This window comes from Nocardia sp. NPDC004604 (assembly GCF_040609795.1).
GTDB lineage: Bacteria > Actinomycetota > Actinomycetes > Mycobacteriales > Mycobacteriaceae > Nocardia.
In genome coordinates this window covers 1-16,566 of record NZ_JBEXLC010000117.1, presented here as the reverse complement: position 1 = coordinate 16,566, position 16,566 = coordinate 1, and the positions used below count along the sequence as shown (strand labels likewise).

Here is a 16,566-nt window from a genome sequence, read left to right as displayed (position 1 = left end):
AGTCGACACCGGTCGGTGAATCGTCGACCGCGACGACCGCGCAACGGGACCGCCAGAGCCCAGCCGACCGCGAAAGCAACTGCACAGACGATCGTTACAATCACTGCGATCCGACGCGGCTAAGGGTCGACCGGGGCCGCTGGGTGCGGGGCGCGACCGCGCGGGCGATGCTCGAACCGTCGACCGGCGCCTGGTCAGGGATCTGGGCTGTCAGTGCCGTGACAGGGTCGACGATTCCATACCCGAGCCGATCGTCGCGATCTGTACCAGGAGCGTGGGACATGCGGGGCGGCAAGTCCCACGCTCATGCGCCGAGTCGTGTCGATCAGGACGTCCACGGCGTCGTCGCCGCGGCCGCGGGATTCCGCCTCCAGGGCACGCACCCACTGGCGCTGACGGCCGTAAGCCCGGCTGCCCGAAGTTGTTTCTATCCCGACGCACGGTGGCCACCCACGTCTCCAGCATCCCGGGCAACTCGATCTGCAGTCGCGCGTTCAGCTGGCGGTCAGCTACGTGAAGCAGCATTGACTGCAATGGCCACGTTCACACGGGAATTCAGCCCGAGCTTGGCGAGAATACTCGACACATGGGTTTCCACGGTGCGTCGAGACAGGAACATGGATTCGGCGATATCGGAGTTCGAACAGCCCTGTGCCACCAACTCGGCCACCTTCCGTTCGGTGACGGTCAGCGCCGCCATGCCGTGCTTGGGCCGATTACGTCGGCCACCGCGACCGCGCCGAAGGCCCAGCCCGCGCAATCGCGCCTCGGCTCGGGCGATGTCCCATTCGCAGCCCAGATCCGCATACAACCCCAGCGCCCGGTCCAGCGTGCGGGTGGCCTCACTCCCCTGTCCGTCGTGGACAAGCTGCGCCGCAAGGCTTTCCAGGGCCTGAGCCGCGTACCACGGCCGCCCGGCCGCCTGGAACGCTTCAACGGCCGCGCCGAGTAGATCGGATCGGCCTGCTAGCAATCCTCGACACAACGCGGCCGTGGCACGCCGACTCGCGGTCGGCTGTCTGCGCGCGAGTTCCTCGGAGGCAACCGCCACCTGCTCGGCGATCAGCGGGTCGCGGCCCATCGCGGCCAGCCGGGCGAGGTCGGGATAGATGTAGTAAAGGGTTGCCGAACACAATGTGTCGGCATATTGACGGACGGCTTCGGCCAGGATCTGCAGGGCCTCGTCCGGTCTGCCTTGCCGCTCACTCGTCACGGCCCGCACCCAGGCGCCCAGATGGAGATACGTCCGGTTGCCGAAACGCCGATCGGAGTCGTCATGCACAGCGAAGTCGGGCACGGCCGAGCCGCGACGCAATGCGATCAGCGCACGCAGATTCTGCATCGGCGCGGCGTAACCGTAGCTGTCCGAGAGGTCCTGCAACGTCGCCATTTCGGCGATGGCGTCATCCCATTCGCCGGCCACGAATCGGGTGCGTGCCCGCGAAAACTGGTGTGCCGGCCTCATGTGCGGTACCAGCTCGCGGTTGCGGGCCGCCGCCGAAAATGTGTCCTCGGCTTCGTCGAGCCGATCCAGCTCGATCAAGATATTGCCGCGGATCAAGTGGACGTCGAATTGATCCGCCGCGCCGCCGCCCTGCCTCGCCGCTGCGGCCAGGACCCGATCGCTGAAGACGAGGGCGTCGTCCAGATAGCCCTTCGCATAACGCAATCCACTCAGCGCGGTGCAGCCCATGCCGGTCGCGATCAGGTCGTCGTACGAGTCTCCGACCGAGACTGCCAACTGCCCGAACTGCTCCACGTCGTCGTACCGTTCGCCGGACAGATACGTCAGCGCCAAGAACCCGTGGTACCGCCCCTTCGCCTCGGGCGTCATGCCCGGCCGAGCCAATGTGGCCTCGGCTACCGCCGCCGTGGCGTCCATCCGTCCTTGGGCGAAACATGCCTGTGCCAACAGCCATCGCAACAGACCCAGATGTACGGCGGTGGGTTCATCGGCCTCCGCGCGATCCTGCGCTAACACTTGACGGGCAAAGGACTCGGCATCCACCAGGCGGCCGCTGCGCAACAGCGCCCGCACATAACCCAGTTCGAGTCGCTGCGATGTGGACGTGTCGATTCCGCCGGTATTCACCACGCGTTCCAGCAATCCGATCGCCGTCTCCGGCGCACGCACCAGCAGGGCATCGACCGATTCAGCCAGCCAGACGATCCCTTGCGGTTCGATCGGGCCTGGTCCCGCCGACAGATACGCGGCGACCCGTTCGACCGGAGCGTCCATCGACATCAGGGTGATCGCCGCGCGCCGACGCAACGAGTCCTGGGACGAGACCGGCAGCCGATCGGCAATTGCCTGCTGGAACACATCGTGTCGGAAGGCGATGCGCTCATCATCCCGGATGAGCAGCCCCACCTCGATGGCCGCGGCTATCGCACTCCAGATCGTGATCACCGACTCGCCCAGGATCGAGGACAACTCCACCACCTCCACGCTGGCTCCCAGCGCCGCGGCCATCGACAACAGATGCCGGTCGCCCACCAGTAGCGAGTCCAGTCTGCGCCGAATCTCGTCGGTCACTGATTTCGGCAGCCGCGCCGCTGACATCTGTCTGCTCGGTTCCGCCACTCCGTCGACGACAGCGATCGCACCGTCCTCGAGCAATCCGGACACCAGCACCTGGACACACAACGGGTTGCCGTCAGCGCGGGCAACCGTTGCCATCAGCGATGGATCGGCGCGAGCACCCAGTGTCCGCTCCATCAATGTCGAGACGGCAGCCTCGCTCAAGGCGCCGAGGCGCACCGTGACCGCCCCTTTGGCCTCGAGCCGCGGCCAGAAAGCCGCCAACGGGTGACCGGCCGACCATTGCCGCGTGGCCACCATGACGAACAGCGGCAGATCGAACGCCATCTCGCCGAGTCGCTGCAGTGCCATCAGGCTCGCCGGATCCGCCCACTGCGCGTCGTCGAGGATCACAGCGACCGGTCCGGTGCTGCACCAGGTGTCGATCAGCGATAGTAGTGTCTCGACGACGGCATAGTCGTGACCGGATTGCGGCATCGCGGAGCCGATTTGGCCGAACAATATCGTTCTGGCCCGCTCCAGCATCGGCTCGGACGACGGCCGCTCCAATCCCAGACACGCACCGATCGCCGCGAACCCGACGGCCTGCTCCAATTCCCGTGCGCTGTCGTGGCATACCCGCATCCCTCGCTCGGCAAGGGCGCGGGAGATCACCGTGAGCATTGCCGTCTTGCCGATGCCCGGCTCGCCTTTGAGCATCACGATGCCGCCGCGGCCGGCGATGGCCGGTTCCGCCACCGCCGAGATTCGCCCGAGCTCCTCATCTCGTCCGATCACCTGCGAAGAATCGAACCCGAACCCCGCCGCCGATCCCGAGCTGATCGGAACCCGACCTGCCCTGCCTCCAACCACCCGAACCTCCGGCTCGACGAAGCGTTTTACACAACCGACCATCGAGAAGTCTCGCATCACAATCCGTATCTCCGTGAGACCACGGATCATTCGACACCGGTTTCCTGGGCAGACTCGAGGTCGATCCGAGACGGCCAGGAGGCGACGAAGATGACTGCATCGACGACACCGGCGCGCCGGTCATGACGGTTGCAATCATCGGTACGGGCGCGGCCATACCGCCGCTCGTCAGGGCAGCATGGCCGAGGCCGCTGTGTGGGGGGCGCTCGCCACCGCCGATGTCGAACCGGCAGAGTTGGACGGACTTCGCCTGGAGCGTCACAACGGCGGAAGATAGCTCACCTGGATCATTTCGTTGTCCCGGCTTCGCGACACCAATGTGCCCCGGCCGGGCGGCAGCTTTGTCGACTTGACCCCACCCAGCAAGACGCCCTCATCTTTCGGGGCGCTCATGAGCAGGGCGTCCACCGACAAATCCTTCAGCGGCCCCAACACCGGGTCGTACAACGCTCGGCCCGCGCCGCCCGCCCGCCGTGCGACGATCACATGTAGGCCGATGTCGCGGGCCTGTGGAAGCAGATCCAGCAGCGGCAGCAGCGGGTTGTTGGACGCGACCATGTCGTAGTCGTCGACGACGACATAGACTTCCGGGCCGGTCCACCAGCTGCGCTCGCGCAGTTGCTGCGGTGTGATGTCGGCTCCCGGAATGCGATTGGCCAAGTACCCGGCGACTTCCTTCAGCATCCCGAGAGAGGTCTGCGCGGAGGTCGAGTACCCGGCCAGGTGCTCGCCCTCGACGATGCCCAGCATGGTGCGCCGGTAGTCGATGAGCACGACCCGCGCCTGCTCGGGCGTGCTTCGCTCGACCACACCGATGACGATGGTGCGCAGCAGCGTGGTCTTGCCCGATTCCACATCGGCGAACACCATCAGGTGCGGCTGGGCATCGAAATCCAATACCACCGGCTGTAGTTCGGACTCTCCCAAACCGATCGCCACTCGTGTGGGACCTAGATCCAGACCCGCCGCGGCCGCGGCGGCGATGATGTCTCCACGGGGAATCCGGGCGGGCAGCATCCGCACCTCGGGCGCGCGCCTCTCGGGATAGGTCGCGGCCAGCGCCTCCTTCGCGGCAGCCACGCCATCGGACAACGTGCTCGCGTCGGTGTCGGAATCCAACCGCGGCAACGCCATCAGCATATGCAGGCCTTGCGGCGTGATGCCGCGGCCGGGCCGCCCCACCGGGACATGCACCGCCGCCCGCCGGTTCATCTCGGAGTCGCCAGGGTCGCCGAGGCGCAGCTCCAGCCGGGTGCCGAGCTGGTCCTTGACCACTGGACGGATCTCCAGCCACCGCGACGCGGCCAGCATCAGATGGATGCCGTAGGAAAGGCCCTGCCCGGCAATGGCGTTCACACTCGACTCGAGTGGCTCGAATTCCTCGCGGAACGCGGCCCAGCCGTCCACCACCAGGAACACGTCACCGAACTGGTCCTCTGACAGCGGATGCGCGGCCCGCTCCACGGCGGGCAGCTGCGCGAGTTCGGCCTTGCGCTTGCGGAATTCCACCATGTTCTCGATGCCGAGCGCCAAGAACCGCTCCTCACGGCGACGCATCAGCGTCATCAGCTCCGCGATGGTGCGCCGGACGCGGTCACCCTCGAGCCTGCCCGCTGCCGAACCGACATGAGCGAGGCCGTTCAGCGCGGCCAGAGTCCCACCGCCGAAGTCGAGACAGTAGAACTGCACCTGCTCCGGCGTGTGCGTCACGGCGGCCGCCATGATGATCGTCCGCAGTGCGGTCGACTTGCCCGACTGCGGCCCGCCGACCACGGCGACGTTGCCGAGGCCACCCGAAAGATCGATGGTGAGCACGTCGCGTTTCTGCTCGTAGGGCTTGTCGACGATGCCGACCGGCATCCACAAGCGCCCGTGCCGATTCGACTCCGCCATTGGGTCCCGGTTCGGCAGCATCATGTCCACACTCGGCGAGACATCCAGCGGCGGAAGCCACACCTCGTGTGCAGACCTGCCGTGTCCGGTGAGCCGTTCCACGACCACCTGCAGCAGGGTTCGCTCCGGGCCGACCGGCGCCGGGCCGACCAAGGCGTCCAGATCCGGCAACTCCACCCGCACCGGAGCGGCGGGCACAGCATTCTCGACGGCCGCTACCGGCCGGGCACTGAATCGCAGCGCCGACTGCCCGCCGATCGCCTTGCCACCGGCCTGGCGCGAACCACGCGGCGAGGCATACGGTCCCGAGACATAGGTGGTATTGAACCGCAACGGGTCGGCCGCGTCGCTCTTGAGGAAGGCCGAACCGGGCACGCTCGGCAAGTGGTACGCGTCGGAGATACCGAGCACTTGGCGCGACTCGGTGGCCGAGAAGGTTCGCAGGCCGATCCGGTACGACAGATGGGAGTCGAGACCACGCAGCTTGTTCTCCTCCAGCCGCTGCGACGCCAGCAGCAGGTGTACCCGCAGTGACCTGCCCAGACGGCCGATCATCACGAACAGCTCCGCGAAATCAGGCTTCTGGGACAACAGCTCGGAGAACTCGTCGACGATGATGAACAGCGCGGGCAGCGGATCGAGCGCCGCTCCACCCGCGCGAGCGCGCTCGTACTCGGTGACATTGGCGAAATTTCCCGCCGAGCGGAGCAACTCCTGCCTGCGATTGAGTTCGCCCGCCAACGCGTCGCGCATTCGGTCCACCATCGACAGCTCTTGCTCGAGGTTGGTGATCACCGCCGCGACATGCGGCAGCGGGTCCAAGCCGAGGAATGTGGCACCGCCCTTGAAGTCGACCAGCACCAGGTTGAGCAGATCCGGCGAATGGGTCGTGACCAGTGAAAGCACCAGAGTGCGCAGGAATTCCGACTTGCCAGACCCGGTCGCGCCGATGCACAGCCCATGCGGACCCATGCCGTTCTCGGCGGCTTCCTTGATATCGATTTCGACCGGCGTGCCATCGGGTGTCACGCCGATCGGAACGCGCAATCGCTCCCGCCCACTGCGCGGGCGCCACACCACGTCCGGATCGATCTGCGCCGCATCGGGAATCTTCAGCAGGCTCATCAAACCCGGATCCGCGCGCGTCTCGTCGCCCAAGTTGACGATCTGCGCGACGGTAGCGATGCGATATCTGGCGAGATGCCGTGCGAAAGCCACCGCCTCAGCATGTGTGACGTTGTCGACGGTCGCGAATTTCTCCACCCCACCCGCCGATTTCGCCGACACCGTGCCATCGGACACCACCAATTGCAGACCGCGCCGCGCGGCCAGGCCCGCTGGTGGTGCGGTGAGGTCCAGCACCGTCACCGAGTCCAGGCCCGCCTCGGCCACCGTCCGCTCAGAGCCGTCGACATAGCCGTCGTCGATCACCACGATCAGGTGGGTGCGTCCCGGCGTCGGCGGGGCATTGCGCATGAACCGGCCGCGCTCGAGCAGTTCGTCTGCCAGCGCCGCCTCGAGCTCCGACAGTGACGCGTACAGCATTCGGGCGCTGCCCATGCCGTCGCGGGCAGCCGGGTGCTGTGCTTGCGGAAGCCATTTGGCCCACGACCAGGCCTTGCCGTCAGGATCGGCACACACTAGCGCTATCAGAAGATTGTCGGGGCCGTGGAATGCGCACAGCGCCATGATCATCGTGCGGGCCGCCGCCCGTGTCCCCGAGCGTTCGCCTTCGAGGTTCACCGCCGGGAATGCGCGCAAGGAGATGGCCGTCGGCAGCCCGTGCACCACCGAATGGGTGCGCACGAAGCGGCGCAGCGCGACGGTCGAGACGGGCTCCAGGTCTTCCAAGGGGCCAGTTTCCGGGCGGGCCAATTTCGTTGCGATGCGATGACTTCCGACGCCGATGCGGGCGTGCCCGAAATCCGGGTCGGTCGGCCTGCGTTCCCACATCCGCCGCGTGCCCACCAGCGACAGCAGATCGTCGGGTGCCGGATGACTCCACTCCAGAGCCTCACGCTGCGTCGCGGCGGTCGCGCGGACGTCATGGCGCAACTGCTCGAGGTAGCGGAAGTAGTCCTTGCGTTCCTCGTTGAGCTCCGCGGCCTTCTTTCCGCCGCCGCGTCCGCCACCCGCGAACATGCCGACCATCGACATCAGCATCATCATCGGGAACATCAACGAATACGGGTTGCTCAGCAGCGACCGCCCGCCGGTGGTGACCATCATCGCCACCATGCCGACCATTGCGACCACCATCACGACCGGCATCAGCTTGCCCAGTAGGCCGCCGGGCAGCGTGCGCGACAGTTCAGGCGGCGCGTTCAGCACCAGTTCCCCACCGGGCGAGCGTGGTGGCGCGATCCTCGGCAGCCGCACGAATCCCTCTGTCGCCAAGCCCGTTCCACCTCACCTCGAGCGCCGCCCTACCCGCAGGCCCTATCGTTGCCTGCCCCTCCTCCGAGGTCGACGTATCTCCCCAACCCTGAGAAATCCGAGATAGCCGCGAGTTCGTTCGAATATCGCGTGCGTTGTCGCCACGAGTGCGGCGATCGGGACGACGTGTTGAATTGCAGCTTTCTCTTGGCCCTCATGGTTACGCTTCGCTGCCGCCCCGGGCCTGACGCTCAGACTGCACCTGGCTCGAGTTTTAGGCTTCGGAGGTCGTGCCTTGTGCCGATGTCATGCACACCATTCACCGAAGCCCTTGGTCGAGTTTCCTTCTGTAGCAAGAGGAATCATCAACCACGGGCTCCGTTCAAGATCAACGCGCAGCGCACGACCCCCGACGCTGCATACTCGAGCTAATAGTCCACGCCTTCAGTGAGTCGGCGATGGCGGCGACCGCGGAACGCGACCGCCAGCGCCGACCCAGCGGCGAGGGCCACCGCGCACGCGATCGCCACGATCAGGGCGATCCGGCGCGGGAGGGGGTCGACCGGACGCGCGACCTGCGGAGGTGCGACCGCTCTGGCGCGACTCGCGCCGTCGGCCGCAGACGAGTCGGGGATCTGGGCGGTCAGCGCCGCGACCGGGTCGACAATGCCGTACCCGAGCCGGTCATCGCGTCCAGGGCCGGGCGCATGGGCGGTGCGCACGACCCGCTCCATTACCTGTGCGGCGGTCAGATTCGGGAACCGCGACCGCACCAGCGCCACCACGCCTGCGACATAGGCACTGGCGAAGCTCGTGCCGTTGATGCCGTTGGCGGCCCCGTCGGCGGCGGGGATGCCGTTGACAAGTCCGGTACCACCTGGAGTGCTGTCGAGCGAATACAGATTCGTGCCGGGCGCGGCCACGCTCACCCATGGGCCATCGAGCGAGAACGACGACGGCTCACCGTTGTCATCGGTGGAGGCGACCGACATGACGTAGGGGCTGAACCACGCTGGGCTGGCTACCGTTCGCACCGCGTCCCAACCGGTGCCGTCGTTCTGCGCCTTGCAGGCGCCGTCCTGTTGCACATTGCCCGCGGCGGCCACAACGACCACATCGTGCTCGTAGGCGTACTCCACCGCTGCCCCGAGCACGCCGTCGCCGAGGTCCGTTCCGGCGGCCGCACAGGCGACTTCGGAGATATTGATGACCGAGGCATGTAGATCCACCGCTCGCTCGACAGCGAGAGCCAAGGTGAAGACATTGCCGAATCCACCGGATGACATGGCCACTGGACCCGGCCGGTTGTTGTAGTCCTTCGCCTCGTACTCCAGGCTCAGCTGCCGAATCGACAGGATCGCCGCGTCCGGCGCGACGCCCGAGAACGCGTCGTCCGGACTCGGCTGCGCGGCGATCAGTCCTGCGACGAGTGTGCCGTGCCCGTCGCAGTCGAGGGTCCCGTCGGTACCGGAGACATAGTCCCCGCCGGGAATCAAGCCCGGCAGCCGCGGATGCTGGTTGACGCCGGTGTCGATTACCGCCACCGTCTGCCCCACACCGGTGCTGAACTTCCACGCCGAGGGCAGGTCCAGAATCCGCTGCGCCCGCGGTGCCGTCTTCGGCAGCCCGCCGGTCAACACCGGTTTCGCGCATTGCGAGCGCTGCACGGCCTCCTCCGGTGGATGCGCGGGCAGCCCCGGCAGGGGCGCCGCGCCCGGATCGACCACCGGCGGCGGCACCGCCCCCGCCACCGGAACTCCGAAGACCGCCACCACGATCGCCAGCACCGCGCCCACCCAGCGCTGGGGCTTCATAACCCGCGGGCCGCCGCGTAGAAGTCCATGATCCAGAACACCAGAGGCACGATGGCCACGATCATCAGGTACTCGACGATCTCCCCGGCTCGCCGGGCGACCGGCGAGATCTCGAACAACGGCCCGCCGATACCGACCACCATGGCGATCGCACCCGCACCCAGCAATACGCCAGCGGCCGTGATCGAGCCCGCGCCACTGCCGAATCCGAGGCCGAGCAGCACCGCGAGCAGCGTGAGACAACCACCCGAGATCAGCGCGCACGCTTGTGTTCGGTCCGCGAACGCCCGCCCTCGCAGGCACAGGAGCACTCCGGCGACCAGCGCCAGAGTGACACCCTGCCAACGAGGTTCACCGGCCGGGTCGGCAGCCAGGACCGCACCGGCGACCGCGGCGATTGTCGCGCCGATGACAAAGCCGGACTGATACTCGTTGGCGACCCTGGCCCGCTCGGCCAGCCCCACTGCCGACGGCAACGCGGTCGCGCCGATCGCGCCGATGCCCTCGATCGTCGGACGCGGCTCGTGATCGGCCGGATCAATCGCGCCGCCGGCTGTCGGGACGGGCGGTACCGGCAGCCGCGCGGCGGCCATCGCGACCCGCGCGGCCGCCGACACCGCCGCGAGTGCTGCCACCAGTAATCCCGCGCCCACCTTCGCGAGCGGGTTGTGCCACAGCATGGTCACCAAACCAAAGCCGACGCCGAATATCGACAGTGTGATGACCGCGGCGAACACCGTTGCACCGACGCCCGTCAGCCGATAGGCGGCTACCGCGACAACCAACGTCACGGACACCGCCACCACAGTGTGCGGCGGACCGAGCGCGTCCGGAACAAACAGTGCCGCACCAGGTCCCACCAGCGCCAGCGCGCACAACGACAGCACGACAGATGCGCTCGCGAATATGCCATTGCCTCGCTCCGAGGTGCCCGCCGCATACTTTCGCGCCATGATGAGCGCCGCGACCAAGGCCGCCACGCCAACCGCTTCTGCGACAGACCCCGCGACGACACCGCTGCCGCGTTGCTTGGCCACCACGAGCAGCACGAGTGCGCCCACAGCGGCCAGCACGGCCGCGGCCTGGCCCATCACCGCAGCCGACGCCGCGTTCCATCCACGGAAGGTGCTCTCGGTCAGGCGCGCCACCGCGTCGATGACGTCATCGAACAAGGCTGGCGCATCGCTCGTACCGACCGCGCGCAAGACCAGCAACTCGCCATCGAACACCCCGGCGTCGGTCAGGGTGGCGTCCGGCGAAATCGGATCGTGGCCCAACCGCGCCAGCGTCCAATGCCTGGCGAGGACGGGCGCATCTTCGGATTCGGTGGGGTCGTGGTCGCGCGATTCGACCATGTCGACCACGTCGGCCATGAACTCGGCCACCGGCACGGTCGCGGGCAGTCCCACGTCTATTTGCGTATTGCCCCCCACCACGGAAACGCGGCACAAATCCGGCGCGGCGGCGACCGGATCGGACGTCAAAGCTTCGGTCATTGTCAAATCCCGTGATACTCATACATTTTGGTCATGGGAAGTGTATCGGCGCACCGATGGTTAAGCTGTCAAATATTGCCGGCACAGGGAGGTCAGGCAAGCACATTCATGGGAGCGTCACACATGTCCGGTGTCCGGCAAGCACAGCAAGTCTTCGATGCCGGTGTGTTGTCCTTGGGGCTGGCCGTCAACGGGCAGCAGAGCACGCCCGACCTCGAATACGCGAAGAAGGCCTTCCAACGCGCGACAGAGTGGGATCCCAGCATGGCCGACGCGTGGCTCGGCCGCACCGCCGCGGGCGAAATCACGCGCGAGATATTGTTCAATCTCCATCGGACCAGCGGATCGACGCTGGGACGCGAACAGCGTCGGCTGGGCCTGCGGCCGCGACAACTGGCGGGTCGCTTCGTCGTGGGGCCTTATATCGACTACCCGTTGTCCAGCTACACCGAGGTCTGGCTGGCCCAGGCGACACAGCTCATCGGCGAACGCCAATACGACGAAGCCGAGCGGGTACTCGACGAGTTGGCAGCGCACCGCCGCACACAGCCGTCCACGCCGGACACCGGACTCGACGACCGGATCAGCGCCTATGTGCGAGCACACCTGCATTTCACCACCCAGCGGTGGAACGACGTGATGACGGTGTTCGCGGGCTCTGCTGACTGGGACGACGCCTATCTGGCTGCGGGCGCCAGCATCATGGTCGGCTCGGCGTGCGCGCAGCTGGGGCTGTTCGGCGAGGCCACCCGCCGCCTGGAGAAGGCCGAAGCAGGCCCGATCCCCGCGGCTCGCACCGCGGCGATGTACTGCCGCGGCCTCTGTCTTCGCGAACAGGGCCATGAAGAACAGGCACGGCAGATTTTCGAGCAGGTCTACTCCGAGGCCCCCGATTTCGAAGCGAATGCGGCCGCGATGCGCGACCCGAAGTTCCGCATCACCTTGACCTCTCGTGAGCAGATCGACAGCCGCACCGACCGATGGGACCCCGACTCCGCGCCCGACCTGGCCAAGGCCGAAGCCGAGGCGCAACGCAAGGAGCAGGATGACATCGCCAAGCGGGCACTGCTGGATGCGCGCGCCGAACTCGACGAGCAGATCGGCCTGACCGCGGTGAAAACCCAAGTCGCCAAAATCCAATCCACCGCCATGATCGCCAAGCTCCGCGCCGCGAAGGGACTGGCCAGCATCCCCCGCGGCCAGCACCTTGCCTTCACCGGACCGCCCGGCACCGGCAAGACCACCGTCGCCCGCGTCGTCGCCAAGATCTACCGAGGACTCGGCCTGCTCCACACCGATCGCGTCATCGAGGCCAAACGAGTCGACTTCGTCAGCCAAAACCTCGGCGGCACCGCCATCAAAACCTCCGCACTCATCGACACCGCCATGGATGGCGTCCTGTTCATCGACGAGGCCTACACCCTGATCCAAACCGGGCTCTCCGGCGGCGACGCCTTCGGCCGCGAAGCCATCGACACCCTGCTGGCCCGTATGGAAAACGACCGCGACCGCCTCGTCGTCATCATCGCAGGCTACGACGGCGAAATCGACCGGCTCCTGGCCGCCAACGACGGCCTCGCCTCCCGATTCGCCAAACGGGTGAAGTTCGAGTCCTACACACCCACCGAACTCGCGCAGATCGGCCAGGTCGTCGCCCGCAAACGCGACTCCATGCTCTCCCCCGACGCACTCACCCTTCTCGAACACGCCTGCCGAGACCTCTACGAACGACAACGCCCCGACGCCACCGGTACACCCCGACGCGCGATCGATCTCGCGGGCAATGGCCGATTCATCCGCAACGTCATCGAAACCGCCGAAGAAGAACGCGAATTCCGACTCACCGATGGCGGTGCCGAACTCGATCTATCCGACCTCGACGAAACCGCCCTCATGCGCATCGAAGCCACCGACATGCGCAACGCTCTCGATTCCGTCCTCGCCTCCCTCGGTGGCTAGTGCCCCGTCCAGATAGATTGCTGCGCTACCCACTTCGGCTGCTCACCGAGCGTAGTCATCAGGCGGTCGAATTCGGCCTGCGCGACCACCATTCGACTACGTTCGACAGACCCCGGCCCAGGGGTGGATACGACAGGAGTTATCTGGGCGCGGCACTAGCTAGGAATCGATCAACGTTCCCTTGCTCGCGGGGCTCATCGGCCAACCGCTCACAGACCAAGAATCCTGGAACTACGAACTATCGGTGTTCGGTTTCCGATCGACTCGCAATAATTAGTGTCGTGATACCGGCCCCTCCGGCTTACTTGCGGGGGTCGGGGAGGGTGTCGTGGGCGACGAGGGCGGTCGGGCGAGTGAGTTCGGGGCCGGGAATGAGCAGGCCGACGATCTCCCACGGGGCGAGCTTGGGCTCGGCAGGCATGCCGAGCATCCTCGCGGTGCCCAGATCTGGTATGCCATAACGGATTCCGGTGTCGGCGATGTAGAACAGACCGTCGCGCCGGACGCTGCCCGGCACGATGCCGGTGATCTGCACGAACTCGCCCGACGAGGGGCGAACGTAGGCGGCGTCGATTCGGTCTGGACCGACACCGCCGCTGGCCATCGGCACGGGTGTCGCGGAGGCGGGCAGCGGCCAGGTCTTGGCCGCGGTCAGGCCGATCGTCGCGTCACGGTCGTCGCCGGGCTTCGACCATGAGCTGCACACCACCGGGAAGTCGTCGGCCGAAAGCACTTTCGGCCGCTGCACCGGAAAGTCGTTCAGTGCCAGCGTGTTCACCACTGGAACGCCGCTGAGCGCGTCCGGTGTCACCTGGATGACGTCGCTGTCCCCGACCGAGTTGGCATTGCGGAGCACCTCGGCCGCGAACGGGGAAATCGGTTGCACACCGGTTGTCACCGCCACGTACAGCTCGCTGGAATTGATGCCATTGACCTTGATCACCGAGCCGACTTTGGCGCCCATCACCGGCCCTGGCTGACCTGCCATCGGCACCGTGGGTACGGCAATCGCGGGCACCGGGACGGTAGCGTCGAGCAATCCCGCGCCCACCGCGCGCGGTTGCGCGCCCACGAGCTTCAATGACCGGGCGATCACGTCGTCGGTGAGGTCGACCTGGGCGTGCTTGCCGTCGTACAGCAGATAGGTTGTGCCGTGCACGGATACGAGGACCGCCTCATCGCGGCCCAGTGGGTGCACCGACCGATCTTGTCGCGGCCGCCCCGCGAACACCAGCGTCGACGCGCCCGAGACCGGTGTCGTCGTATCGCACGCGGTCCAGTCCGAATCGGACTCCGCCGCACCCGGCAACGTCGCGGGCGCGCCCGGAATTCCCAGCATCGGGCCACGCGGGTAGCCCATGAGCTCGGATTCCTTGACCGACGTCGGTGCCGCATCGGCGCCTGCGATCAATCGGGCCGAGGCCAGGTTCAACGCCGGATGCAGCGTCCCGTTCAGCATCACGTAGAGCGCACCGCTGTCCTTGCCGACGATGACGGCATTATTGTCCACGGCACCTTGCGGACGCAGAAAGCTGAGGATCGCGGCCCCCGCGACCCCGAGCAGTCCCAACACCAAACCCACCACAAGTGAACGCCATTGCACGCGCATGGGATCGTGCAGCATCCGCACGTCCCGCCGGATCAACGCGTGTTCGAGCCTCCTGATCAGAAAACGATATCCGTTGACTTGCGCTCGAGTTGTCAACTGCGAAGCCACGACAACGCTCCTCGGCAATTTTGATTCTCGATGCGACGAGTTATCTTGGGGTGATTCAACTCTCGACGCGGCGAACCGTATTCGGTGGTTACTGCAAAGCTTTCGACACGGTACCGTAGTGCCACATTTCCCGGTACGGAAAGAGTCCCCAATGGTGGCCACCCAACCGACTCCTTGGCCGAACACGGCTTCGACAGACCAGGAGCAGCGCCCCGCGAGCGCCCTGCGCTCACCCGAATTCTGGCTGTTCCGCCGATGGCCGCTGCCGGTCGTGCTCGCGGCGGTCGTAGTCGCGTTCGCTTCGTCATTGGCTGCGACCGTCGTCGACAGCAACCCGCTGGTCGTCGCGGCCGTCGGCGCAACGGTGTTCCTGGTCGGCGTGGTGCCGGTCCGGGGCAGCGGCATTCCCGCCCACATCGGCGCGCGTACGCGGTATCAGTGGAACCGCCGCCATCTCAGAACCACTCGCTATCACCCCCCGTTCGATATCGCCCAACCCGATCTGGACGGCGGTCAGTACGGAATCCGGTGGGACGGCGACTGCCTGCTCACGATGCTGCGCATCGACGGCCCCGCCCGCGGCGTGAACCTGCTCGGCCCCGGCGTGCTCACGACCGAGAATGCCGTGCCACTCGACGAGATCGCGCGCTGCCTCACGCAGTTCGACATCGGCCTCGACGCGATAGACGTCAACTGTGTGGGCGGCCGCGCGACGGATGAGGGCGGCCCGATCGCCCGGCTCTACAGTCAGGTGCTGGGGCCGTTGCCGTCACCGTCATGGCTCACTGTGTGGCTCACTCTCCGGCTGAACCCGTTGACCAACGCCGAGGCCATCGCAGGCCGCGGCGGCGGCGAGGCGGGTATGACCCGCACCGCCGCCATCGCCACCCGTCGAGTCGCCAACCGGCTCGCCGCGCGGGGGCTCGAGGTCACGGTGCTCACCGCACACGAAATCGACCGTGCCGTACGCAATCTCGCCGATGGCGTGCGCGGCGAATCGTTGGTCGAGCATTGGCGCGGCGCCGAGCAAGACGGAATCCATTTGACCACCTACGAACTCGACTCGGCCCGTCTCGACAGCGCCGCCCTCGCCGAGGTCTGGACCGTGGCGAGCGTATCCACCACGCTCATGCTTCGACTGCGCCCGGCGCCGCTCGCGGGCGGCCGCGAAGGCGACTTCGCCCTCACCGCGCTCGTCCGGTTCAACACCAGGCAGCCGCTAGAGCGCCCGCCGGTGCCCGGACTGCGCCCGCTGGCAGGCAACCAGTACCGCGCGCTCGTCGCCACGCTGCCATTGACCACTCAGAAGTTCGGCCCGCCCACCAGTGTCTGCTTCGGCCCGGCGCAATCCCTTGCCGCGCTGGCGGTTCCGTCGAGCGGAGTCGGCCAACTCATCGGCGCCGACGATCTCGGCCGCGGTGTCGCGATCCCGGTAGTCGGTCCGGGCCTGCGTCGTGTGGAGATCATCGGCGCGCCGCTGGCCCAGCAGGTGCTCCTGCGCGCCTTGGCGGCCGGCGCACGCGTGCTGGTGTACACCTCGCGTCCTGATGCATGGCATTCCTTGGTGTCCGGAGTCGCCGAGCCCGCCGCGCTCAGCCTCGCAGGCGCGGTGGGCTCGGCCCAGATCGCGCCGAATGCCATCGTCTACGACGGTGTTCCGCCGACCGCGCACGCCTCCCAGGCCACCACGGTCCACGTGCACCCCACCGGCACCGCACCCCGCTACCCCGACGCCGAGGTGACTCTCACCCAATCCGAGGCGGCCAACATCGTCACCATCCGAACCACCACCGGTTCCACCACCGTCCGCATGATCTCCATCGCCGACGAAATGCGCTACCTCACCTCGGCCTTCAC

The 16,566-nt window shown here is 66.8% G+C and carries 7 protein-coding genes; 2 read left to right on the top strand and 5 right to left on the bottom strand.

All coding sequences use genetic code 11. The annotated features are described in order from the left end of the window. Nucleotides 1-505: 505 nt before the first annotated feature. The 4 genes from ABZW16_RS32220 to eccD all read right to left on the bottom strand — a co-directional run bounded on the left by ABZW16_RS32220 (nucleotide 506) and on the right by eccD (nucleotide 11,033). Complete coding sequence (locus ABZW16_RS32220) at nucleotides 506-3,319, bottom strand: AAA family ATPase (protein ID WP_354959864.1); 2,814 nt, start codon at nucleotides 3,317-3,319, stop codon at nucleotides 506-508. A 393-nt stretch (nucleotides 3,320-3,712) separates the two neighbouring features. Next, the gene (gene eccCa / locus ABZW16_RS32215) at nucleotides 3,713-7,744 is read right to left on the bottom strand and encodes a type VII secretion protein EccCa (protein ID WP_354959863.1); all 4,032 of its coding nucleotides are present in this window, start codon (nucleotides 7,742-7,744) and stop codon (nucleotides 3,713-3,715) included. A gap of 407 nt (nucleotides 7,745-8,151) precedes the next feature. Next, nucleotides 8,152-9,537, bottom strand: coding sequence for a type VII secretion-associated serine protease mycosin (mycP, locus tag ABZW16_RS32210; protein WP_354959862.1), 1,386 nt, complete (start codon nucleotides 9,535-9,537; stop codon nucleotides 8,152-8,154). Continuing rightward, nucleotides 9,534-11,033: a type VII secretion integral membrane protein EccD gene (gene eccD, locus ABZW16_RS32205; RefSeq protein WP_354959861.1), complete on the bottom strand. Its 1,500-nt coding sequence runs from the start codon at nucleotides 11,031-11,033 to the stop codon at nucleotides 9,534-9,536. The genes mycP and eccD overlap by 4 nt, the downstream gene beginning before the upstream one ends. Nucleotides 11,034-11,156: 123 nt before the next feature. Here eccD and eccA point away from each other — a divergent pair, with 123 nt between their 5' ends. Continuing rightward, nucleotides 11,157-12,992, top strand: coding sequence for a type VII secretion AAA-ATPase EccA (eccA, locus tag ABZW16_RS32200; RefSeq protein ID WP_354959860.1), 1,836 nt, complete (start codon nucleotides 11,157-11,159; stop codon nucleotides 12,990-12,992). A 301-nt stretch (nucleotides 12,993-13,293) separates the two neighbouring features. On the opposite strand, the gene eccB is transcribed toward eccA, so the two are convergent. Then, a complete protein-coding gene (gene eccB, locus ABZW16_RS32195; RefSeq protein WP_354959859.1) occupies nucleotides 13,294-14,709 on the bottom strand; it encodes a type VII secretion protein EccB in 1,416 nt (471 codons plus the stop codon). Nucleotides 14,710-14,860: 151 nt separating this feature from the next. Between eccB and eccE the strand changes: the two genes are divergently transcribed. Next, nucleotides 14,861-16,566: type VII secretion protein EccE (eccE, locus tag ABZW16_RS32190; protein WP_354959858.1), on the top strand; the 1,706-nt coding region annotated here is incomplete at its 3' end.

Coding starts and splice junctions, on each gene's coding strand:
- mycP (WP_354959862.1), bottom strand. CDS start 9,537: ATGAAGCCCCAGCGCTGGGTGGGCGCGGTGCTGGCGATCGTGGTGGCG.
- eccD (WP_354959861.1), bottom strand. CDS start 11,033: ATGACCGAAGCTTTGACGTCCGATCCGGTCGCCGCCGCGCCGGATTTG.
- eccA (WP_354959860.1), top strand. CDS start 11,157: ATGTCCGGTGTCCGGCAAGCACAGCAAGTCTTCGATGCCGGTGTGTTG.